Genomic DNA, 21,647 nt, shown 5'->3' on the forward strand with positions numbered 1-21,647 from the left:
TCAGATTTTTATATCTTATATTTCATGCTTTACACCTCATATTTCATCCTCAAAATACGATATAAAGTTCCGGATTCACCGCCCTTCCCTTGTGCCACAATTCAAAGTGCAAATGCGGGCCAGTAGTCAGTTGTCCGGTGTTTCCTACTAACGCAATGGCTTCTCCGCCTTTTACGATGTCTCCCTCTCGTTTCAACAGAGAGCCGCAATGCTTGTAGACGGACACAAAATCTTGGTTGTGCTGTACTTCTATCAAATAGCCGGTTTCGGCAGTGTAAGTACTTAGAATGACTGTCCCGTCCAGAGTTGCCAATACACTCTCTCCCGGATTGGCGGCTATGTCTGTACCGAAGTGCTTCTTCTCTGCATTAAAAGGAGAAGAAATCATGCCGCGGGTGGGACGGTAGAATATCAATCCGTCTACTTCGGGGCGTGAGGTGATGCTTGTCAGGTTGTATTTTTCGGTTTCCTCGTATTGTTTGCGGAATTCGGCTTCGCGTTGCGTACGTTCCATGAGTGAATCTTCGCGTACGGTGGTCAGTGAGTCTATGGAATGGATGGTGTCGGCTTTTATCTTACCTTGAAAAATATCCTGAATGTTCATTATGTACAGGTTTTGCCTGTCCACCAGTTGTTGGAGCGAGTCTACACGCAGGGCATTTTCTACAACCTGTGCGCGAATTTCACTGTTCATATATCCGGGCAGATAATTGCGCAGCGGGGTAAAAGCTACAATCAGGGAAGCAATCAGAAACAGCACTGTCAGTACGGAAAGCAATACGGAGATTCCGTTCAGCTTGGACACACGCAACGTGACAATATCCTCAAGGGTATTCTCGTTCGTAACTGTCAGTCTATACTTAAACTTGATATTACTCCAGAATGCTTTTCTTCTTTTCTTCTTCTTCATTCACACCTCTTCCGTATCATCCAAAGCAAGCAGTCCTTCCGGCAGATCTACCGTAATAACCTTATGCTTTTGGTCGATGTCTATAATAAAATCTTCCTGTGCCGGAACCAGTAATTCTTCTCCTTTATAATCTACCACGAATAAAGTATTGATGGTCGATGTGTCTACATCCGTAACTTCACCCAACTTGCCGTGATGAATTTCCTCCATACGGAATCCTATAAAGAAATCCCAACTGAGTTCTCCCGGCCCGGCTTCTTCGGCGTACTTTACCGGGAAGTAGACTTCAATGTTGGTAAACATCCGTGCGCGTTCCGCCGTATCTACCCCTTCGAGTTTGACGAGAGCCGTAGTGTCCGAGCGAAAACGATATTCTTCCATAAAGAACGGTACGAATATCCCGTCCAACAGGCAAATGAGATATTCAGCCTCTACACGGTCGAATATGTCATCCGTAAAGGTGAATGACAACTCTCCATGAATGCCGTGAGGCTTGTTGAATATACCTATCTTATATACTTCTTCTTTGCGTATCATACCGTTTTATTCTCTTATCACTCTCTTATCATATTCTCGTTATTCTCGCTCCAAGTGCATTCAGTCGCCCTTCGATATTCTGATACCCTCGGTCTATCTGCTCGATGTTATGAATACGGCTGATGCCGTCGGCACTCATGGCAGCTATCAGCAAAGCGATACCGGCACGGATATCCGGTGACGTCATATTGCCGCCACGCAGCTTGAAACCGTGATTATGCCCGATAACTACGGCACGGTGCGGGTCGCACAGAATGATCTGCGCCCCCATATCTATCAGTTTGTCCACGAAGAACAGGCGGCTTTCAAACATCTTCTGATGAATCAGAACACTGCCTTTGGCTTGTGTGGCAACTACCAGCAATACGCTCAACAAGTCCGGTGTAAGTCCGGGCCAGGGAGCGTCGGCAATTGTCATGATGGAGCCGTCGATAAAGGATTCTATCTGATAAGTGTCCTGTGCAGGTACATAAATATCATCACCGCGTTGTTCCATTTTGATGCCTAAGCGTCGGAAACTGTCGGGGATGATGCCTAAGTTCTCGTGCGAGACGTTCTTGATGGTAAGTTCGCTCTTTGTCATGGCTGCCATACCGATGAAACTTCCTACTTCAATCATGTCCGGAAGAATCGTATGCTCTGTTCCATGCAGTTCGTCCACTCCCTCGATGGTGAGCAGGTTGGAAGCGATACCTTCTATTTTTGCGCCCATACGGTTCAGCATCCGGCAGAGTTGCTGTACGTAAGGCTCGCAGGCGGCATTGTAAATGGTCGTTTTGCCTTTAGCCAATACAGCTGCCATTACGATGTTGGCTGTTCCTGTGACAGACGCTTCATCCAGCAGCATATAGCTGCCTTGCAGTTGCCGGGAGGATATTTCGTAAACCTCCCGTTTTTCGTTGTAAATAAAATCGGCTCCTAAATTTTGTATACCGATGAAATGCGTATCCAGACGGCGGCGACCTATCTTGTCCCCGCCCGGTTTGGAAATCATAGCCTTACCGAAACGTGCTACCATTGGTCCTACCAACATGACAGAACCGCGCAGACTGGAGCATTTTTTCAGGAATTCATCGCTCTCCAAGTAGGCGAAGTCTATATTGACAGCCTGAAAGCTGTATGTATCAATACCTTTTTTCGATACGCAGACTCCCATGTCCCGCATCAACTGAATCAGGTTGTTCACGTCTAATATGTCCGGTATGTTGTGCACCGTTACCTCTTCGGCTGTAAGCAGCGTGGCGCAGATAATCTGCAACACTTCGTTCTTTGCTCCCTGAGGATAAATATCACCGGAAAGGCTGTGTCCGCCTTCTATTATAAATGAAGCCATGGAATTAGTGGTTAGTATTTCCTTTTATTGTTTCTGTTGTTGTTCCTGTTGTTCTGGTTGTTTATCTTCGGGCGATAATTCTGTTCAATCCGTTCGGACATCAGGCGCAGAAGGCTGTCGGTCATTTGCAGTTTGCCGTCGGACAGTTCTGCAAGGTCGTCCGCTATCTTGCGATCGTCGATGGTATCCTTGTTCCAAGCCATATAATCTTTCTTCATATGGTTGCATATCAGCGCAACGAGGTTTTGCTTCTCTTCTCCTTCGGGGAAGTCGATGGCTTTCTTAATCAGCACTTCCAACGTGCGGCCGTAATGACGGTAGCGGATTTTAGTGCTGGGATAGGGAACAACTTCAGGTTTGGTCCTCAGATTATCCTTGCGGATGATTTCGTATGGATAGTTAATGTCCAGTTTGAAATCGGCCATGATGGCAAGATGATCCCAAAGTTTATGTTTGAAATCGGGTACGTCTCGCAAGTGAGGAAACATATTTCCCATGATGTTGATAATGGTGTTTGCACAACGCTGACGCTCAGCGCGGTCCTCGATGGTCAATGCATGGTCTACCATATTCTGGATGCTGCGGCCGTATTCCGGCAAAGGCATCCGCTTTTGTTGAGTATTATATTGCATAATCTTTAATAGTTATAAAAGTTTTTTCGGTTGGCTTGCCACGAACTCCTTCAGGTAGAACGGTTCGAAATAGGCAACGTCCTTAAAATCCTCTTCGGCTATGGCTTTTTCCGCCAGCGGAAACATCATGCTTGCCAGCGGGCGGATGCCGTCGATGAAGTGCGCATTGGGATGTGCAATCTTTTCTTTGCACTTGGCTGCGCCGTCACCAAAGAAGTATACGGGGTGCTTGTCCAGATACTCCCGATATGAGTTTTCGTCCACTATATCGGCGGCAATTTCGCGTACGGGTTTCAAGGCACGGTCATAAACGGCTGCATATACTTCCATGCGCCGTGCGTCAATCATCGGACACAACAACGCATCTTCCGGCAACTCTTCGTGGTAAAGCAACACCGGTACACACTGCACTTTGAGGGTGGGCAGTCCGATAAGCGGCAGGTTGCGACCATAGCAGACTCCTTTTGCCATAGATACGCCGATACGCAATCCTGTGTAAGAGCCGGGACCGCAACTTACGGCAACGGCGTCCAGCGGCATGGCATGGCTGTCGGCAAACGACAGGGCCTCGTCCACGAATACTCCCAGTGATACTGCGTGTGAAGGACCGTTCAGGTCTTCTTTTTTGAAAACGTTCTGCCCGTCTTCGCTCACAGCTACGGAGCAGGCCGAAGTGGACGTTTCAATATGCAAGATACATGACATAGCTTCTATTCTGAATTTTATTGTGGCAAATTTACGTGATTATTTTCACTAATTAAAATAATCGTGTAATTTTGCGCAAAACTATAACATTATGATACAATCTATGACGGGCTACGGCAAAGCGACTGCCGAGTTGTCCGATAAGAAAATCAATGTTGAGATTAAGTCGCTCAACAGTAAAGCAATGGATTTGTCTGCCCGTATTGCTCCGCTTTACAGGGAGAAGGAAATGGAAATCCGCAATGAAATATCCAAGATGCTGGAGCGTGGCAAGGTCGATTTCAGCCTTTGGATTGAGAAGAAAGATGCAGAACAACTGGCTACTCCTATCAATCAGGAATTGGTGGAGGCTTACTATAAACGGATTAAGGAAATTTCAGCGACGGCCGGTATTCCCGAACCTGCCGATTGGTTTGCCACGCTGCTGCGTATGCCGGATGTGATGACTAAGAATGAAACTCAGGAACTGAGCGACGAAGAATGGGCGGTGGTTCATGCAGCGGTAGAAGAGGCAATCAATCATCTGACAGACTTCCGCAAGCAGGAAGGCGCTGCGTTGGAGAAGAAGTTCCGTGAGAAAATTGCGAATATCGCCCGGTTGCTCGAATCGGTTGCACCGTACGAGCAGGAACGGGTAGGCAAGGTCAAAGACCGCATTACCGATGCCCTTGAAAAAACGTTGAGCGTAGATTACGATAAGAACCGCCTTGAACAGGAACTTATCTACTATATCGAGAAACTGGACGTCAACGAAGAGAAACAACGGCTTTCCAATCATCTGAAATACTTCATCAGTACGCTCGAGAGCGGTAGCGGACAGGGCAAGAAGCTGGGATTCATTGCGCAGGAAATGGGGCGTGAAATCAATACTTTAGGCAGTAAGTCCAACCATGCCGAGATGCAGAAGATTGTAGTGCAGATGAAGGATGAACTGGAACAAATAAAGGAACAAGTCCTGAATGTGATGTAAGGAGCAGACTCCGAATGCCACACGGCAGAGTATTAAATAGTAAATTGTAAATCGTCAAATAGTAAATACCATCAATGGGTAAACTGATTATATTTTCCGCCCCCTCCGGTTCGGGCAAGTCCACGATTATCAACTATCTGTTGGCGCAGAACCTGAACTTGGCTTTTTCTATCTCCGCAACCAGCCGCCCGCCGCGCGGTACTGAACAGAACGGCGTGGAATACTTTTTCCTTACTCCCGACGAGTTCCGGAGCCGTATAGCCAATGATGAGTTTTTGGAATATGAAGAAGTCTATCAAGACCGTTTTTACGGGACGCTGAAAGAACAGGTGGAAAAGCAATTGGCTGCGGGACAGAATGTAGTGTTTGACGTAGATGTGGTAGGCGGTTGCAACATCAAGAAGTTCTACGGTGAGCGTGCCTTGTCTGTTTTCATCCAGCCGCCTTCCGTGGAAGAACTGCGCAAGCGTTTGGTGGGGCGTGGCACGGATGCTCCCGAAGTCATTGAGAGCCGTGTGGCAAAAGCCGAATATGAACTTGGCTTTGCTCCGAAGTTCGATACGGTAATTATCAACGATGATTTGGAGACGGCCAAGGCGGAAGCCCTGAAAGTAATCACCCGATTCCTCAATTCTTAATTCTCAATTAGCCAAGTGGACATAGGTATCTTCAGCGGCTCATTCAATCCGGTGCACATCGGGCATCTGGCCCTTGCCAACTATCTTTGTGAATACGAAGGGCTGGACGAGGTATGGTTCATGGTAACTCCGCATAATCCGCTGAAAGAGGAAACATTGCTGATGAACGATGAATTACGTTTGAGGCTGGTGCAACTTGCCATTGCGGGTTATCCCAAATTCCGTGCTTCCGACTTTGAGTTCCATTTGCCGCGTCCGTCCTATACCGTTCATACGCTTGATAAACTGAAGCAGGCTTATCCGCAAGATACTTTCCACCTCATTGTAGGTTCTGATAACTGGTTGCTTTTTCCGCGCTGGTATCAGTCGGAGCGCATTCTTGCAGAAAATCCTGTTCTTGTCTATCCCCGTCCGGGTTATGCGGTAGACAAGGATACTTTACCTCAAAATGTAAAACTGGCCTCTTCGCCTACCTTCGAAATCAGTTCTACCTTTATCCGCCGGGCAATGGAGGAGGGCAGGGATGTGCGCTATTTCCTGCATCCGGCTGTTTACGATGCGTTGAAACGCAAAGAATAGTATTGTTTTGCCTGTTCGTTGGCACAACCTTGCCTATCCGTTGGCACAACTGTGCCTCTTTGTTGGCAAAGTTGTGCCACCTAGGTGGCACAAAATAATTTTAGACTTTGCTCCGATTCTTATTCCAGGCATTTGTCAAGGTCGCGTATAATTTGTTCCTTATCCATATGCTGGCCGATGAATACGATTTTCTGCATACGGTCGCCGTACTTTTCGTCCCAGTCACGTAGTAGTCCGGGTTCTTGGCGCATCAGTTCGATTAAGTCTTCTTCGGGTGCTGTGGCATACCATAGGCCTGCTTCGGTCAATTGCTTTTGCGTACCTGCCTGTTCGAAGAGGTAGGACATATCGCGGTTGTGGCTGAAGTAGCATACACCTTTGGCACGAATGATATTCCGGCTCCATTTGGTAGCGATGAAATGGTCGAATTTGTGAATGTCGAAAGCCGGACGGCGATAATAAACAAAAGTTCCGATGCCGTATTCCTCTGCTTCACCCTCTTCATGATGGTGGTGATGTTCATGCTCTTCGTGATGGTGTTCATGTGCTTCTTTTTCCTCTTCTTCGGTGGCTTGTTTTTCTATTCCGCGAATCCATCCGGCCGATGTGGCTGCACGTTCAAAATCGAACATTCTTGTATGGATAATTTTTTCCAAGTTTACATCCGCATAATTGCATTCGATGATTTCGGCGCCGGGCTGCAAGGTGTGTATAATTTGCTTGATACGTTGCAGCTCTTCGGGTGATACTTCCGCTGCCTTGTTCAGAAGGATTATGTTGCAGAACTCAATCTGTTGGATGATAAGGTTCTCGATATCCTCCTCATCAATTCCTTTCCGGGTAAGGTCGTTACCGCAGGAAAATTCGCTTTGCAGGCGCAAGGCATCCACTACGGTGGTGATGCAGTCCAGACGGCAAATGCCATACTTGGTATACATACCTCCCATGCGGGGGATGGAGCAAATGGTCTGTGCGATAGGCTCAGGTTCGCAGATACCGCTGGCTTCGATAACAATATAATCGAAACGTTCCATCCGCATGATTTCTCCTATTTGTTCTATCAAGTCCATTTTCAGCGTACAACAGATGCAGCCGTTTTGAAGCGCAACGAGACTTTCGTCTTTTTTGCCGACGACACCGCCCTTTTGAATGAGGTCCGCATCAATGTTTACCTCGCCTATGTCATTGACGATAACGGCGAACTTGATACCTTGTTTGTTAGAAAGAATGTGGTTCACTAAAGTTGTTTTACCGCTGCCCAGATAACCGGTAAGGAGCAGTACGGGAATCTCTTTTGTTGTCATATTGGTTTTGAATCTCTATCTTATTTGTTTACTTGTTTCTCTTAATGAACTGCACGATTGTATTCAGCAATGTGTCATTGACGGGTAATGACGGGTTATTGTACACAGCCATTTGTTGTTGGGGGTTGATGCTCTCACAGTCTTTCAATACATGGTTCATCTTGTCTACCAACTTTAACTCAGCTTGGGAAGATGCTTTCTTTAGCAGCGTTGCGTCCTCTTCCTGTACTTGAATGTCGTTTTTACCTTGGAGAATCAGTACGGGCATTTTTAGGGAGGCGATAACGGTCTGAGGATTATATTTGTACCACGAAATGAGGTAGGGCTGCACGGAAGGGCGGAACAGGGTTTGCAGATAAGGAGGGATTTGCGCTACTTCTTTTCCGTTCCTCAAAGACCGGTTGATGCCTGCCACTTCTTTTTGTATGGATTCCGGCGTCATTTGGGTAATGAGTTGTTTTTCTATGATTTCATATGCGGGACTGCCTGCACCTGCGATGGAAATAAAACTCTTCACTTTTGGCCGGTTTGTGCAGGCAAGCATTCCGATAAGTGAACCTTCACTGTGTCCTGCCACTGTTATGCCGGTGAAACGCTTGTCTTTGGCAAGAAAGTCTATCCAGCCCGTAACGTCGTTTACATAATCCTCGAAGCGTAACAGGGACTCTTCTTGACCGGCTGAGGCACTGCCGGCTATACCGCGCTTGTCGAAACGGAGGGAAGCGATACCTTCCTGTACCAGTCCTTCCGCAAGGAATTTCAGTGAATTATTTTTCATCATGGGGTTATTTCCGTCCATGTCGGTGGGGCCGGAACCGGCAATTAGCAGCACTACGGGACAGGTTTTTGCATTGGCAGGCAACAGAAGTTTACCTTTGATATTTCCGTTGGCAGTATTCAATGTAACGGGATGTTCCTCGGATGTGAGAGGCTGTGCCTGGCAGTGAGGATTGGCAAACAGGGCCAGGCTGAATAAGAGTAAGAGCAAATGTTTCATATGATTTGTTTTTGAAATCTCTTTAACAGGGAGTAAATGTAGACAATATTATTAAATAAAAAAATAGAGGCGGAAAACATTGTAGCTTTCCACCTCTATTTTTTATTATACTATGGCTGTCTGTTCTTACAGGATACCTTGTGCCATCATGGCCTTGGCTACCTTCATGAATCCGGCAACGTTGGCGCCTTTCACGTAGTTCACGTAACCGTTTTCTTCCGTACCGTACTGTACACAAGCGGCATGGATATTCTTCATGATGCTTTTCAGCTTCTCGTCCACTTCTTCGGAACTCCAACCCAGTTTGATGGAGTTCTGAGTCATTTCAAGCCCTGATACTGATACACCGCCGGCATTGGCTGCCTTGCCCGGAGCATACAGAATCTTAGCTTCTTGGAATACTTTGATTGCTTCGGGAGTAGAAGGCATATTTGCACCTTCGGATACTGCCATCACACCGTTGGCGATGAGTTTCTTGGCGTCGTCACCGTTAATTTCATTCTGAGTGGCAGATGGCAAGGCAATATCAGCTTTTTCACCCCAGGGACGTGCGCCTTCTACGTATTTGACACCCGGATATTGCTCTGCATATTCGCGGATACGTCCACGATAGAGGTTTTTCAGTTCCATGATGTAGTCCAGTTTTTCACGGTCGATACCTGCGGGGTCATATATATAACCGTCAGAGTCGGACATGGTTAACACTTTACCGCCCATTTCCAGTACTTTTTCGGCAGTGTATTGAGCTACGTTGCCCGAACCGGAAATCAAACAAGTCTTGCCTTTGAGGTCAGTGCCTTTGGTTTTCAGCATTTCCAGCAGGAAGTATATGTTACCGTAACCTGTAGCTTCGGGACGAATCAGCGAACCGCCGAATTCGCGGCCTTTTCCTGTGAATGTTCCGGTAAATTCGTGAGTCAGTTTCTTGTACATACCGAACATGAAACCTACTTCGCGGCCGCCTACACCGATGTCACCCGCAGGAACGTCAGTTTCAGGACCGATGTGACGCCACAGTTCCAGCATGAAGGCTTGAACGAAACGCATCACTTCCGCATTTGACTTGCCGCGCGGAGAGAAGTCCGAACCACCTTTACCGCCACCCATAGGCAGAGTGGTCAGTGAGTTTTTGAAAGTCTGTTCGAAAGCGAGGAATTTCAAGATGGAGAGGTTTACGGAAGCGTGGAAACGGATACCGCCTTTGTACGGGCCGATGGCGTTGTTGTGTTGTACACGGTAACCCATGTTGGTCTGCACGTTACCCTTATCATCCACCCAAGTAACACGGAATTGGTAAACGCGATCGGGGATGCAAAGACGTTCAATCAGATTGGCTTTGTCAAACTCCGGATGTTTGTTGTACTCTTCTTCAATAGTAGAGAGAACTTCTTCTACTGCCTGATGATACTCCGGTTCGTTGGGGAACCGTCTTTTCAAATCTTCTAATACCTTAGCTGCATTCATAATCTATATTCTTTTATTTGGTTACATATTCGTATTATAAAGTGGTAATTGTCACCTTATCACTTTTTTCTTGTTTGCGGTTGCAAAAGTAAACATAAAAATGATACAAACAAACAATTTATAAAGAAAATGCGGGATAAAACAACAAAAATGTTGTTTTATCCCGCAAAAAGGAATAAAAAGATATTATTTATCCTCTTTTAAGCGCTTTTATTACGGGAATGAATACTAATGCCGCCGAAATGACAAGGGTCAGGATGATTGGACCGTCAATTCGTTCGGCAGATGTTAGTACTATGTAACAAAGTGCCGCCCAAAGAAGCGTAATGCAAACTATTTGGAATTTGGATAATCGTCTTTTCATTTACCGGCTTTCTTTTTATCGACAATGGCATCAATAACTGCCACAGCGGTGATGTTTACTATATCGCGTACAGAACTTTCAAAATCAGTGAAGTGGATAGGCTTGTTCAATCCCATTTGTATCGGGCCGATAAGTTCGGCATCCATATCCATGGCCTGAAGCAGTTTGTAGGCGGAATTAGCTGAACTCAAGTTCGGGAATACCAGTGTGTTTACATCCTTTCCTTTCAGGCGGGTAAACGGATATTTGGCATCGCGCAATTCACGGTTCATGGCAAAGTTCACCTGCATTTCACCGTCTATGGCAAGTTCCGGGTAGTTTTGCTGCATATATTCTACGGCTGTGTGCACGCTTACCGGACTTCCTTCCTTATCTGCACCAAAATTGGAGTAGCTCAACATTGCCATGACCGGCGTGTGGTTGAAGAAGCGTACGGTGTGTTCCGACAGCTTTGCGATATCAATCAGCGTTTCCGCATTGGGATGGCGGTTGATAAGTGTATCGGCAAGGAAATATGTGCCTTTTTTGGAGTTGAGGATGTGCATCGTGCCGAAATGCTTGTACTCCGGACGGATGCCGATAACTTCTTTGGCAACTTTGATGGTATTGCTGTATTTGGTGTACAGTCCGGTGATGAAAGCGTCAGCTTCACCGGTTTCCACCATCATCATACCGAAGTAGTTGCGTTCGAACATCTTGTCATTGGCTTCTTCGTAAGTCACACCTTCGCGGGCGCGTTTTTCAGAAAGAATACGTGCGTAGCGCTCGCGACGTTCTGCTTCATCGGGGTGACGCAGGTTTACGATTTCGATGCCTTCGAGGCTGAGGTCGAGCTGTTTTGCCAACTTCTCGATAGCTTCGTCATTGCCCAATATAATAGGATGGCAGATGCCTTCGGCTTTGGCCTCAACAGCGGCTTTCAGCATATTGGGGTGAATACCTTCGGCAAAGACTACGCGCTGCGGGTTGCGGCGGGCGGTGTCGTAGAGCTGGCGGGTAAGTTTGCTTTCTTGTCCCATCAACTCTTTCAGGTGCTGGCGATAACCTTCCCAGTCGGTGATTTGCTTGCGGGCTACACCGCTTTCCATGGCTGCTTTGGCTACTGCCATGGAGACTTCGGTTATCAGACGCGGGTCAACGGGTTTCGGAATGAAGTAATCAGGGCCGAAAGTGAAATTGTTGACGTGGTATACTTCGTTCACTACATCGGGCACGGGCTGTTTGGCAAGTGCTGCAATGGCACGGACGGCTGCCAGCTTCATCTCCTCATTGATAGCGGTGGCGGCTACGTCCAAAGCACCGCGGAAGATGTAGGGAAAGCCTATTACATTGTTTATCTGGTTCGGATAGTCCGAACGTCCGGTTGACATAAGTACATCAGGACGGGCTTCCATGGCGTCCTCATAAGAAATTTCCGGTACGGGATTGGCAAGGGCAAATACGATAGGATGCGCTGCCATGCTACGTACCATGTCTTGTGTCAGGACGTTACCTTTGGAAAGGCCGAGGAATACATCCGCACCCCGTACGGCTTCTTCCAGTGTATGGACATCGCGGCGGTCGGTAGCAAAGTATCTTTTGGTTTCGTTCAGTCCTGGGCGGTCGCTGGTGATGACACCTTTGGAGTCGAGCATGATGATATTTTCGTGAGTAGCTCCCAACGCTTCATAAAGTTTGGTGCAGGAGATGGCTGCCGCACCGGCGCCGTTTACTACAATCTTCACATCTTCTATCTTCTTGCCTGCCACTTCCAGAGCGTTCAGCAATCCGGCGCTGGAGATGATGGCTGTACCATGTTGATCATCGTGCATTACGGGAATGTCGAGCTCTTCTTTCAGGCGGCGTTCTATTTCAAAACATTCGGGAGCTTTGATGTCTTCCAGATTGATACCGCCGAAAGTGGGGGCGATAGCTTTTACTGCCTCGATAAATTTATCGGGATCTTTTTCATTCACTTCAATATCGAATACGTCGATGCCGCCATAGATTTTGAAAAGCAGACCTTTACCTTCCATTACGGGCTTACCTGCCATTGCGCCTATATCGCCCAAACCGAGGACAGCGGTTCCATTGGAGATGACAGCTACCAAATTACCTTTTGCTGTATATTTGTATGCGTCCTGCGGGTTTTTCTCAATTTCAAGACACGGTTCTGCCACGCCCGGAGAATAAGCGAGTGAAAGATCGGTTTGCGTACTGTAGGGCTTGGTTGGCACTACCTCTATTTTTCCCGGTTTGCCTTGCGAATGATAGAGCAAGGCGGCTTCTTTGGTTATCTTAGCCATAATAGATTAGTTAAAATGGTTATAATTTGGTCGCAAATTTAGAGATAAAAGTTCTAAATTGTAGCTTGCGACTGATAATTTCTATTAGATTTATCAGTAAATAAACTAAAAATGCTTATTTTTGGCAGTATATTTAAGTATTACCCCCAATTTACTAACTTAACACAAGTGTTTTATGAAAATTTTAAGACGTCCTCTTGTAGGATTATTGTTTTGCACAGTGCCGTTTTGGGCAGGATGCGGAACGAGTGACAAACTTGAAGCACCGGTTTCCTTGACTTGGGAGATGGGTGCGAGTAACATTGAACCCGGATATTACGAGAACTCCTTTGTCCTTACAAACATTTCCGGTTCACCTCTCTCCAAAGATTGGACAATCTATTATTCACAGCTCCCCCGCTATGTGAAGCAAGAAGAAAATCCCGCCGTTAAAGTGGAAGCAGTGAACGGAAACTTCTTTAAAATGTATCCTACGGATAGTTTTAAACCGTTGGCTCCGGGTGATTCCATGCGTATTTCTTTCTTGTGTTCTTATAAATTAGATAGGAATTCGCATGCGCCTGAGGGTGTTTATTGGGTGGCTACCGTGGACGGTAAAGAAGGGAAGCCGCTTCCCATTGCACTGAATGCACTTCCATTGTCCTCGCCAGAGTCGCTTCCCGGCTATCCGGACGCTACTAACATCTATGAATCGAATCTTCGTTTGAAAAATGTTCCGGTCTTGGAGCAATCGGATATACTGCCGTCGGTAAAGAAGGTGGTATCTGCCGAAGGCTATGTTGTACTGGACGGTAAAGTCGCTTTGACTTATTCCGATGAATATGCGGATGAGGCAAGGTTATTGAAAGAAAAGTTGCACGATTTGTACAATTTGGAAGTAGATGGTAAAGCCCCTGTTATTATTGCTTTGGAACCCTTGTCCGACAAGGTGCAGGCTGTGAACGATGAGTATTATAATATGGTTATAGGCAGTGGCCGAATCAAGATTAGCGCTGCCACTCCGCATGGAATTTTCAACGGCACGCAAACTTTGCTGGCAATGCTGAAAAATAAAACGGCGCCTTATCAATTGAATGCCATGTCTGTGGAAGACTATCCCGACCTTTTGTATCGCGGACAGATGATAGATATTGCCCGTAATTTCACAACAGTGGAGAATCTTAAAAAACTGGTGGATATTTTTGCTTCTTATAAATTGAATGTGCTGCATTTCCATTTTGCAGATGATGAAGCATGGCGTTTGGAAATTCCCGGTTTGAAGGAACTTACTGCCGTGGGAAGTCGTCGCGGACATACTACTGACGAAAGCCGGTGTCTGTTTCCATGCTACGATGGAGGATATGATCCTGATGCCGCAACCGTTGGCAACGGATATTACTCCCGCGAGGATTTCATAGGTTTGCTACGTTATGCTGCCGAAAGGCATATTCGCGTCATACCGGAAATAGAATCACCCGGACACGCCCGTGCCGCTATTGTTTCCATGAAGGCGCGTTATAATAAGTATAAGGAAACGGATGTGGAAAAGGCTGTCGAATATCTGTTGAGTGAGCCGGAGGATACTTCCCGTTATGCATCCGTTCAGTACTACACGGATAATGTGATAAATGTCGCCCTGCCTTCGTCTTACCATTTTATGGAGAAAGTTATTCGGGAACTTGCGGCTATGTATAAAGAAGCCGGTGCAGCACTCACTACGGTGCACCTTGGCGGTGATGAAGTGGCACGCGGTGTATGGCAGGGATCTCCTAAATGCCGGGTGTTGATGAAAGAAAAAGGGATGATGAAGCCGCATGATTTGGCGGAGTATTTCATTACGCAGATGGCGGGTATTATGCAGAGAAACGGTCTGAAATTCAGCGGTTGGCAGGAAGTTGCTTTGGGGCATACTGAAGAAGCACACCGGCAATTGCGGAGTCAGGCGGCAGGCGTGTATTGCTGGAACACGGTTCCCGGATATGATGAGGTGGTTTATCAGATTGCTAATAACGGCTATCCGGTAATCCTTTGCAACGTGGGAAATTTCTATATGGATATGGCTTACAACGGGCATCCTGACGAACGTGGACTGGACTGGGGAGGATATGTGGACGAATCTATATCTTTCTCCATGCTTCCTTACAGCATCTATCGTTCATTGCGTACGGACGGGGCGGGAAATCCTGTTGATTTGGAAAAAGTGGAAAAAGGAAAAACAGCCCTGACAGCAGAGGGGAAAAAGAATATTTTGGGTGTACAGGGTCAATTATTTGCCGAGACTATCCGCAGTTTCAACGGCGTGGAATATCTTCTTTTCCCGAAAATCATGGGATTGGCAGAACGCGGTTGGAATGCTTGTCCGGCATGGGAAAAACTGCGAGGAGTACAGGAGCGACAGGCTTTCGACAAGGCGTTGGCATTGTATTATGAAAAAATCAGTGATATGGAAATGCCTTATTGGGCAAAGAATGGCATCAACTTCCGCTTGCCGCATCCGGGACTGCAAGTGAAAGACGGTAAACTTTATGCCAATACAGCCATTCACGGGGCTGAGATACGCTATACGATGGATGGTTCTGAACCAACCGTACAATCCGCTTTATGGGAAGCGCCGGTGGAGTGTGATGCTTCGGTTGTTAAAGCCAAGACGTTTTATCAGGGTAAGGAAAGTTTACCGATAACGTTGAGAACGGAATGATATATTATAATTTTCACCACAGTGGAAAAGGAATACCACTGTGGTGAAAAACTTATTTGATTACGCATTCAGCGCTTGTTCTATATCTGCGATGATATCATCCGCATTTTCAATACCTACCGAGAAACGGATAAGGTCCGGACGGATACCGGCTTCCAACAGTTGTTCGTCAGAAAGCTGACGATGTGTATGGCTGGCGGGATGAAGCACGCAAGTACGTGCATCGGCAACATGGGTTACGATAGCCGCTAACTTTAACGAATCCATGAATTTGATAGATACCTCGCGACCGCCTTTCAGTCCGAAGGAGATAACGCCGCACGAACCGTTGGGCATATATTTTTGTGCTAATTCGTAGTACTTATTGTCGGGCAGACCGCAATAGTTCACCCATGCCACTTTATCATTTTTGGAAAGATATTCGGCGACTTTTTGGGCGTTTCCGCAATGTTGCGGCATACGTAAGTGCAGAGTTTCCAGGCCAAGGTTCAATAAGAATGCATTCTGTGGAGACTGGATGCTGCCGAGGTCACGCATCAACTGTGCGGTAGCTTTAGTGATATAAGCCAGTTTGCCGAAAGCTTTTGTATAAGTCAACCCATGATACGATTCATCCGGAGTACAGAGTCCGGGGAATTTATCGGCATGTGCATCCCAGTCAAAATTACCGCTGTCTACAATTGCGCCGCCTACACTGGTGGCGTGTCCGTCCATGTATTTGGTAGTGGAGTGAACTACTATATCGGCTCCCCATTCAAACGGGCGGCAGTTGATAGGAGTGGGGAAAGTATTGTCTACAATCAAGGGTACGCCATGCTTATGGGCAATTCGGGCAAATTTTTCAATATCGAGAACCTCCAGCGTAGGGTTGGAGATTGTTTCACCGAACAATGCTTTGGTATTCGGACGGAAAGCAGCGGAAATTTCCTCTTCAGGCGCATCCGGATTGACAAAAGTTACATCGACACCCAGTTTTTTCATTGTTACGCCAAACAGATTGAACGTTCCTCCATAGATAGTGGATGAGCATACGAAATGGTCGCCTGCCTGGCAGATATTGAAGATAGCATAGAAATTAGCAGCTTGTCCGCTTGAGGTAAGCATAGCGGCTACACCGCCTTCAAGGGCGGCTATTTTGGCGGCAACTGCATCGTTCGTAGGGTTCTGCAGACGGGTGTAGAAGTACCCGCTGTCTTCGAGGTCGAACAGACGCGCCATTTGTTCGCTGGTGTCATATTTGAAAGTTGTACTTTGATAAATGGGGAGTACACGAGGTTCGCCCTTTTTAGGAGTCCACCCAGCTTGTACGCACAGTGTCTCCGGTTTGAATTGCTTTGCCATAATGCTATCTGTTTTTAGAGTTTCTTTTCTTTAAAACGCGTAAGTTGTCGCAAAAGTAGGGAAAAAAATATAAATTTGTACGCGTGAATAGTAAAATGCTATAATTTAGCGGCTGAAAATTTGCAGCCGATATGAATAAATGATGAATAACGGGAATATGAAACGTATATTTTGCTTGCTGGCTATCCTCTTTTGCACTTTTCTTGTTTTTGATGTCTCGGCTCAGGGAGAATATGCCACACCCAAATCGGGTGAGGGTATCTCTGCTTTTTTAGAACGGAACAAGCGTCCGGGAAAAGCGTACTATAATGAGTTTATGAAGTTGAATGAGAAGCGTCTGCGTGGAAAAGAGGAATTGCGGTTGGGAGTGAAATATGTGTTACCCCCATTGAGGAAAGGGACTTCTGCCACAGTTTCGTCCAAATCTGCCACTAATAAAAAAGAAACGGTCCGGGAACGTCTGTTCGGGAAAAAACTTGCTGATGTGAAAGTGACCTCTAACCGCTTGCAAGGGGCGTGTTTCTATGTCGTCAGCGGACATGGAGGTCCCGACCCGGGAGCTATCGGGAAAATAGGAAAGGTGGAATTGCATGAAGATGAGTATGCCTATGATGTTGCCTTGCGCCTTGCTCGTAACTTGATGCAGGAAGGGGCGGAAGTACGTATCATCATTCAGGATGCCAAAGACGGGATTCGCGATGACCGCTACCTGGCCAACAGCAAGAGGGAAACTTGTATGGGAGATGCCATTCCGTTGAATCAGGTAGCTCGTCTGCAGCAGCGTTGTGCAAAAATCAATGAGCTTTATCGGAAAGACCGCAAAATTTATAAATATTGCCGGGCTATATTTTTGCATGTGGACAGCCGCAGCAAGAGTGCGCAGACGGATGTATTCTTTTATCACGCTCCGAAAAGTGTGTTAGGGAAAAAACTGGCTGTTACCATGAAAGAAACATTCGAGTCGAAATACGACAAACATCAGCCGAACCGCGGATTTGAAGGGACTGTCAGTTCACGCAACCTTTATGTATTGCTGAAAGCTGCACCGGCTTCCCTTTTTGTGGAATTGGGCAATATACAGAATTCTTTCGATCAACGTCGTTTTGTCATCAGCTCTAACCGCCAAGCTTTGGCAAAATGGATGATGGAAGGTTTTATCGCGGACTATAAGCGGGCGAAGTAGAATCTTTTTCTTGAATTTTAAACGATATGCCGGAACCTATCTCTTTCATTGTTTGTTCCACATAATGGTTTGCAAAATCAATGATTAAAAGCGTACGTGCATATTAAATAATGAAAGGAAACCTTATGAGAAAGAATTTAATGTTTGTGGGAGTATTTGCGATTACCCTTATGTTGGCTGCTTGCGGCAGCGGCGTCCGGAAGGAATTTTCTGAAAAATATTCTGCTACGGAGGTGGAGCAGGCTAATCAAGTGATGAACTACTATACTACTTCACTCGCCTTATTGAAGAATTTGGTAGTGGAGAAAGATGTGAATTCCGTACTGGGATATATGGAACAAGGCGGGAATGCACCGATGTTGACAACTGTTGTCTCTCCGGTTTTCTCTCAGAAGGACTCGGCGTTGGCAGTCAATCCCGGTACGTATTTTAATGAAGAGACTCAGCGCAATCTGAAACAGAATTTTATGCAGTTATTTCAGGCAAGAAAGCAATTTTATACCGGTTTTAATCAGTATCTCTCGTTCTTGAAAGTAAAGGATAAGACTGCCGCTGATAAGCTATTGCCTGTTAACTATCGGCTGAGCGTTGAGATGGCTGAATATAAAGAGAATATTCTTGACATATTGTCACCTTTTACCGAAGGGGCGCAGAAAATATTGCTGAATGATAATCCGATGAAGGAGCAAATACTTGCCATGAACAGGATGTCTGTCACGATGCAGAGCATTCTGCGACAGTGTATGCGCAAGCCAGCTCCCGACATGGCTCGTCTGGATATGAAGATAATGAAACTGGTTATCCAGTTGGACATTGCCAAGCGCTTGCCGATGGTGAAGGGGCATCCTCAAGAGATGAAGACTTTCCGGGACTTTCTGGCTAATGCTGAGGCATTCATAAAAGAAGTACAGCATATAAAAGCCCGGGGAAGTTATACGGCAGACGAGATGGCCGCATTGGGTGAGTATGGACTAAGCCTGAACTAAGGCTATTTTATTTCCGGATGCCTTTCTAACCACTTCACTGCATATGAACAAGTGGCTTTGGGGGTTAATCCTTGTTCCACAGCGTATTCATAGGTTTTTTTTACAAGAGCTGAAGCAATTCCCCTGCCCTCAATAGGCGGGGGAACGATTGTATGAAGGATGTCCAAACTTCCGTCATGGAGGTGATATTCTACATAGGCGGTATGATTCTCCACTTCGGTAATGAACCGGTGACGTTCAGGATTGTGGTTGATGATGTATTCCATATTCTTTTTCTTTATCTGACTATCGTTAGAGAGATAATTGTATTGTATGCAAAGTTACAAATACTAATTTGCAATCTTACGGCATTTACCTTAAAAAAAATGGTAGCTAAAGCAAAATACAATTGCGGGTTCGTTAATAATCATTTCTTAGTTTGCCTGCGAAGATAAAATATGCGTACTTTTGTGCCGGGATTACATTGTATAAATAGCTTTTGAGAAGTATATGAAAGCAGCTTTACTTATTTTAGGGCGTGGAATAGGGCAGGTGATGTTTCAGAATAATGCACTGTCAGGGTTGTTAATGTTAGCCGGACTTTTTCTGAATTCTTGGCAAATGGCATTGCTGGCGATTGCAGGTAATGTTGTAAGTACATTGGCGGCTTATTTTTCAGGTTACAATCGTGAAGATATACGGAACGGACTTTACGGGTTTAATGGTACTTTGGTGGGAATAGCGATTGGGGTATTTATGCCGGTCACTGTAGTTTCCTTATTATTGTTGGTCGTAGGCTCTTGCTTGTCTGCTTGGATAGCTCGTCTTTTTAGTTTGCAACGGCTGGTATCGGGATTCACCGCTCCCTTTATTGTTTCTGTATGGATATTGTTGGCAGTTTGCAGTTGGATGACACCATCTTTGCTATTGCCTTCCGGAGATGCTGTGGCGGTTCAGACGCTTTCTTTTTTACAAGCTTTTTGTTTGAATATCGGTCAGGTTATGTTCCAGGGAAATACAGTATTGTCTGGATTGTTCTTTTTGCTGGGTATCATGGTTAACTCCCGTATCAATGGTTTTTATACTATACTGGGGGCATTGCTTCCCATTCCGTTCGCTCTGTTATTGGGAATGGATTATGCCGCTTTGAATGCCGGATTGATGGGGTATAACGGAGTGTTGTGTGCCATTGCTTTGGGAGATAAAACGTGGAGAGGCGGTGTGTGGGCTGTAGTGGCTGTATTACTGTCCGTCTTATTTCAGATAGGTGGTATGGAGTGGGGGATAACAACTCTCACTGCACCTTTTGTAGTTGCTGTCTGGATTGTGTCGGGATTGCAGAAGTTGGATAAAAAGAGTGGATATAGAAACTAAAAATAGAGGAATCTTATTAAAATATGACTGAGGGAATCCGATTACAACTCTTGGCATGGGCAAAAGAATACCATTGTGTCGCCTTTATACAAGGTGATCCTGTTCAATTTCCACATAGATATGCGCGGAAACAGGATATTGAGATTAGCGGCTTACTTACAGCTATAATGAGTTTTGGAAATCGTAAGCAGATATTGAAGAAATCAGATGAATTACATCGTTTAATGGGAATTTCACCTTATGAGTATGTATTGTCCTGCCAATGGAAAGCGGATTTTCAGCCGACAGATAGCAGTAGCTTTTACCGTATGCTTTCCCATGCGGATTTTTATACTTATTTCTCTCGATTATATGCTGCCTATTCGCAGTTTGATAGTTTGGAAGATGCCTTGCTGGTCTATTCGGGTACACCAATGGAAAGATTATGTGCATTTTTGGAAGTTTCCGCCCGAAGTCCGCAAAAGAAACTGAATATGTTTCTGCGCTGGATGATACGGAAAGAATCGGAAGTGGACTTCGGTATTTGGGGAAGTTTTGACTGTCGAGATTTGTTGATTCCTTTAGATACTCATGTTTGTCGGGTAGCCTATCTTTTAGGGCTTACAGATACGGAAACATTCTCGTTAAAGAATGCACGGAACATAACAGCCGCTTTGGCGGAGGTCTTTCCGGAGGATCCTTGTTTGGGTGATTTCGCATTGTTCGGTAGCGGAGTGAATGGAGTGTTATAAGATAAAGTATTTTGCGTATTGCTTATGATTTTAAGGTAGCTACAACTTTCTCTATCATTGTCCGGATATTGTTTTCATCCTGGGCAGTATAGAAGTTTCCGTCTACTTCGGAAGAGTTGTCGGTTGCTTCCCCATTTTGGATAGCGGGCTTCGCCAACGGATGAACGGCTACTTTCTTGCCTTTAGTGATACCTGTAAAATCAAATATCATGGCGGCGGCACAGTGCCCAATCATAATTTTGTCTTTCTCACCGAATGTCTTGATGGTTTCCAGCATGGTAATATTGTACGGTTTGTCGGCATTCTGTTGAAATACGGGAACGGCGTCACCGCAAGCGAACACAAGCGCGTCGTATTCATCTTCATGTCCTTTCAGATTAGCGACTACATCATCGGTTATCAGGGCTATACCGGAGTTGGTCCTGATTTCCTTGTTTTCTGCTACCGCAAATACTTTATAAGAAATGCCATTCTCAAAAAAGGCCTCCAAATACTGGAATAGACCACATCCGTTTACCGGATTTACTGCTAAAACTGCAACTTTTTTTGCCATAATCATAATTATTAAGTGAAACAATAGTTATTCTCAGTAAGTTTATTACTTTTGTATTGCAAAGTTAGGATTCTTGTTGCTTGTAGACAAGAAGGCACTTGAATG

The 21,647-nt window shown here is 45.7% G+C and carries 21 protein-coding genes; 8 read left to right on the forward strand and 13 right to left on the reverse strand.

What is annotated here, in order from left to right; all coding sequences use genetic code 11:
* Positions 1-49: 49 nt before the first annotated feature.
* The 5 genes from KG118_RS15790 to tsaB are packed head-to-tail and all read right to left on the reverse strand — an operon-like array spanning position 50 to position 4,117.
* A complete protein-coding gene (locus tag KG118_RS15790; RefSeq protein WP_117710765.1) occupies positions 50-910 on the reverse strand; it encodes a M23 family metallopeptidase in 861 nt (286 codons plus the stop codon).
* Positions 911-1,447 (reverse strand): ribosome maturation factor RimM, encoded by a 537-nt coding sequence (rimM, locus tag KG118_RS15795; protein WP_117710764.1) that lies wholly within the window; start codon positions 1,445-1,447, stop codon positions 911-913. It abuts the gene before it with no gap.
* 28 nt (positions 1,448-1,475) lie between these two features.
* A complete protein-coding gene (gene murA / locus KG118_RS15800) occupies positions 1,476-2,780 on the reverse strand; it encodes a UDP-N-acetylglucosamine 1-carboxyvinyltransferase (protein ID WP_117710763.1) in 1,305 nt (434 codons plus the stop codon).
* An 11-nt stretch (positions 2,781-2,791) separates the two neighbouring features.
* A complete protein-coding gene (locus KG118_RS15805) occupies positions 2,792-3,412 on the reverse strand; it encodes a DUF4290 domain-containing protein (protein ID WP_117710762.1) in 621 nt (206 codons plus the stop codon).
* Between the two features lie 12 nt (positions 3,413-3,424).
* Positions 3,425-4,117: a tRNA (adenosine(37)-N6)-threonylcarbamoyltransferase complex dimerization subunit type 1 TsaB gene (gene tsaB, locus KG118_RS15810; RefSeq protein ID WP_117710761.1), complete on the reverse strand. Its 693-nt coding sequence runs from the start codon at positions 4,115-4,117 to the stop codon at positions 3,425-3,427.
* A 91-nt stretch (positions 4,118-4,208) separates the two neighbouring features.
* On the opposite strand from tsaB, the gene KG118_RS15815 reads away from it, so the two are divergent.
* From KG118_RS15815 to nadD, 3 genes are all read left to right on the forward strand, one after another.
* The gene (locus KG118_RS15815) at positions 4,209-5,087 is read left to right on the forward strand and encodes a YicC/YloC family endoribonuclease (RefSeq protein ID WP_117710760.1); all 879 of its coding nucleotides are present in this window, start codon (positions 4,209-4,211) and stop codon (positions 5,085-5,087) included.
* A 74-nt stretch (positions 5,088-5,161) separates the two neighbouring features.
* Positions 5,162-5,725 carry a guanylate kinase gene (gene gmk, locus KG118_RS15820; protein WP_117710759.1) on the forward strand — a complete coding sequence of 188 codons (564 nt, stop codon included), beginning with the start codon at positions 5,162-5,164 and terminating at the stop codon, positions 5,723-5,725.
* 15 nt (positions 5,726-5,740) lie between these two features.
* A complete protein-coding gene (gene nadD, locus KG118_RS15825; RefSeq protein WP_117710758.1) occupies positions 5,741-6,304 on the forward strand; it encodes a nicotinate (nicotinamide) nucleotide adenylyltransferase in 564 nt (187 codons plus the stop codon).
* Between the two features lie 119 nt (positions 6,305-6,423).
* Here the strand turns inward: nadD and KG118_RS15830 are convergent, their stop codons facing one another.
* From KG118_RS15830 to KG118_RS15850, 5 genes are all read right to left on the reverse strand, one after another.
* Positions 6,424-7,608 (reverse strand): GTP-binding protein, encoded by a 1,185-nt coding sequence (locus KG118_RS15830; protein ID WP_117710757.1) that lies wholly within the window; start codon positions 7,606-7,608, stop codon positions 6,424-6,426.
* 28 nt (positions 7,609-7,636) lie between these two features.
* Complete coding sequence (locus tag KG118_RS15835) at positions 7,637-8,605, reverse strand: alpha/beta hydrolase (RefSeq protein WP_117710756.1); 969 nt, start codon at positions 8,603-8,605, stop codon at positions 7,637-7,639.
* Positions 8,606-8,731: 126 nt separating this feature from the next.
* A complete protein-coding gene (locus KG118_RS15840) occupies positions 8,732-10,069 on the reverse strand; it encodes an NADP-specific glutamate dehydrogenase (RefSeq protein WP_117710755.1) in 1,338 nt (445 codons plus the stop codon).
* Positions 10,070-10,259: 190 nt separating this feature from the next.
* A complete protein-coding gene (locus KG118_RS15845; protein ID WP_117710754.1) occupies positions 10,260-10,433 on the reverse strand; it encodes a hypothetical protein in 174 nt (57 codons plus the stop codon).
* Positions 10,430-12,718: an NADP-dependent malic enzyme gene (locus KG118_RS15850; RefSeq protein WP_117710753.1), complete on the reverse strand. Its 2,289-nt coding sequence runs from the start codon at positions 12,716-12,718 to the stop codon at positions 10,430-10,432. The genes KG118_RS15845 and KG118_RS15850 overlap by 4 nt, the downstream gene beginning before the upstream one ends.
* A 175-nt stretch (positions 12,719-12,893) precedes the next feature.
* Here KG118_RS15850 and KG118_RS15855 point away from each other — a divergent pair, with 175 nt between their 5' ends.
* Positions 12,894-15,395, forward strand: a complete 2,502-nt coding sequence (locus tag KG118_RS15855; RefSeq protein WP_213388568.1) for a family 20 glycosylhydrolase — start codon at positions 12,894-12,896, stop codon at positions 15,393-15,395.
* Between the two features lie 60 nt (positions 15,396-15,455).
* Here the strand turns inward: KG118_RS15855 and KG118_RS15860 are convergent, their stop codons facing one another.
* Entirely contained in the window at positions 15,456-16,736 is a 1,281-nt protein-coding gene (locus KG118_RS15860; RefSeq protein ID WP_117710751.1) for an O-acetylhomoserine aminocarboxypropyltransferase/cysteine synthase family protein, read from the reverse strand.
* A 139-nt stretch (positions 16,737-16,875) separates the two neighbouring features.
* Between KG118_RS15860 and KG118_RS15865 the strand changes: the two genes are divergently transcribed.
* On the forward strand, positions 16,876-17,919 hold the full coding sequence (locus KG118_RS15865; protein WP_117710750.1) for an N-acetylmuramoyl-L-alanine amidase family protein: 1,044 nt from the start codon (positions 16,876-16,878) through the stop codon (positions 17,917-17,919).
* Positions 17,920-18,044: 125 nt separating this feature from the next.
* Positions 18,045-18,905: a DUF6845 domain-containing protein gene (locus KG118_RS15870; RefSeq protein ID WP_187120007.1), complete on the forward strand. Its 861-nt coding sequence runs from the start codon at positions 18,045-18,047 to the stop codon at positions 18,903-18,905.
* 2 nt (positions 18,906-18,907) lie between these two features.
* Here the strand turns inward: KG118_RS15870 and KG118_RS15875 are convergent, their stop codons facing one another.
* The gene (locus KG118_RS15875) at positions 18,908-19,171 is read right to left on the reverse strand and encodes a GNAT family N-acetyltransferase (protein ID WP_117710748.1); all 264 of its coding nucleotides are present in this window, start codon (positions 19,169-19,171) and stop codon (positions 18,908-18,910) included.
* 223 nt (positions 19,172-19,394) lie between these two features.
* On the opposite strand from KG118_RS15875, the gene KG118_RS15880 reads away from it, so the two are divergent.
* Both KG118_RS15880 and KG118_RS15885 read left to right on the forward strand, forming a co-directional pair.
* Positions 19,395-20,258 carry an urea transporter gene (locus KG118_RS15880; protein ID WP_117710747.1) on the forward strand — a complete coding sequence of 288 codons (864 nt, stop codon included), beginning with the start codon at positions 19,395-19,397 and terminating at the stop codon, positions 20,256-20,258.
* A 23-nt stretch (positions 20,259-20,281) separates the two neighbouring features.
* Complete coding sequence (locus tag KG118_RS15885; RefSeq protein ID WP_117710746.1) at positions 20,282-20,989, forward strand: TIGR02757 family protein; 708 nt, start codon at positions 20,282-20,284, stop codon at positions 20,987-20,989.
* A 22-nt stretch (positions 20,990-21,011) separates the two neighbouring features.
* Here the strand turns inward: KG118_RS15885 and KG118_RS15890 are convergent, their stop codons facing one another.
* On the reverse strand, positions 21,012-21,542 hold the full coding sequence (locus KG118_RS15890; protein ID WP_117710959.1) for a DJ-1/PfpI family protein: 531 nt from the start codon (positions 21,540-21,542) through the stop codon (positions 21,012-21,014).
* Between the last annotated feature and the right edge of the window lie 105 nt (positions 21,543-21,647).

This window comes from Bacteroides propionicigenes (genome assembly GCF_018390535.1).
GTDB lineage: Bacteria > Bacteroidota > Bacteroidia > Bacteroidales > Bacteroidaceae > Bacteroides > Bacteroides propionicigenes.

Coding starts and splice junctions, on each gene's coding strand:
- KG118_RS15790 (WP_117710765.1), bottom strand. CDS start 910: ATGAAGAAGAAGAAAAGAAGAAAAGCATTCTGGAGTAATATCAAGTTT.
- rimM (WP_117710764.1), bottom strand. CDS start 1,447: ATGATACGCAAAGAAGAAGTATATAAGATAGGTATATTCAACAAGCCT.
- KG118_RS15815 (WP_117710760.1), top strand. CDS start 4,209: ATGATACAATCTATGACGGGCTACGGCAAAGCGACTGCCGAGTTGTCC.
- murA (WP_117710763.1), bottom strand. CDS start 2,780: ATGGCTTCATTTATAATAGAAGGCGGACACAGCCTTTCCGGTGATATT.
- KG118_RS15855 (WP_213388568.1), top strand. CDS start 12,894: ATGAAAATTTTAAGACGTCCTCTTGTAGGATTATTGTTTTGCACAGTG.
- KG118_RS15830 (WP_117710757.1), bottom strand. CDS start 7,608: ATGACAACAAAAGAGATTCCCGTACTGCTCCTTACCGGTTATCTGGGC.
- KG118_RS15875 (WP_117710748.1), bottom strand. CDS start 19,171: ATGGAATACATCATCAACCACAATCCTGAACGTCACCGGTTCATTACC.
- KG118_RS15850 (WP_117710753.1), bottom strand. CDS start 12,718: ATGGCTAAGATAACCAAAGAAGCCGCCTTGCTCTATCATTCGCAAGGC.
- gmk (WP_117710759.1), top strand. CDS start 5,162: ATGGGTAAACTGATTATATTTTCCGCCCCCTCCGGTTCGGGCAAGTCC.
- KG118_RS15865 (WP_117710750.1), top strand. CDS start 16,876: ATGATGAATAACGGGAATATGAAACGTATATTTTGCTTGCTGGCTATC.
- tsaB (WP_117710761.1), bottom strand. CDS start 4,117: ATGTCATGTATCTTGCATATTGAAACGTCCACTTCGGCCTGCTCCGTA.
- KG118_RS15840 (WP_117710755.1), bottom strand. CDS start 10,069: ATGAATGCAGCTAAGGTATTAGAAGATTTGAAAAGACGGTTCCCCAAC.
- KG118_RS15805 (WP_117710762.1), bottom strand. CDS start 3,412: ATGCAATATAATACTCAACAAAAGCGGATGCCTTTGCCGGAATACGGC.
- KG118_RS15870 (WP_187120007.1), top strand. CDS start 18,045: ATGAGAAAGAATTTAATGTTTGTGGGAGTATTTGCGATTACCCTTATG.
- KG118_RS15860 (WP_117710751.1), bottom strand. CDS start 16,736: ATGGCAAAGCAATTCAAACCGGAGACACTGTGCGTACAAGCTGGGTGG.
- KG118_RS15885 (WP_117710746.1), top strand. CDS start 20,282: ATGACTGAGGGAATCCGATTACAACTCTTGGCATGGGCAAAAGAATAC.
- KG118_RS15845 (WP_117710754.1), bottom strand. CDS start 10,433: ATGAAAAGACGATTATCCAAATTCCAAATAGTTTGCATTACGCTTCTT.
- KG118_RS15835 (WP_117710756.1), bottom strand. CDS start 8,605: ATGAAACATTTGCTCTTACTCTTATTCAGCCTGGCCCTGTTTGCCAAT.
- KG118_RS15880 (WP_117710747.1), top strand. CDS start 19,395: ATGAAAGCAGCTTTACTTATTTTAGGGCGTGGAATAGGGCAGGTGATG.
- KG118_RS15890 (WP_117710959.1), bottom strand. CDS start 21,542: ATGGCAAAAAAAGTTGCAGTTTTAGCAGTAAATCCGGTAAACGGATGT.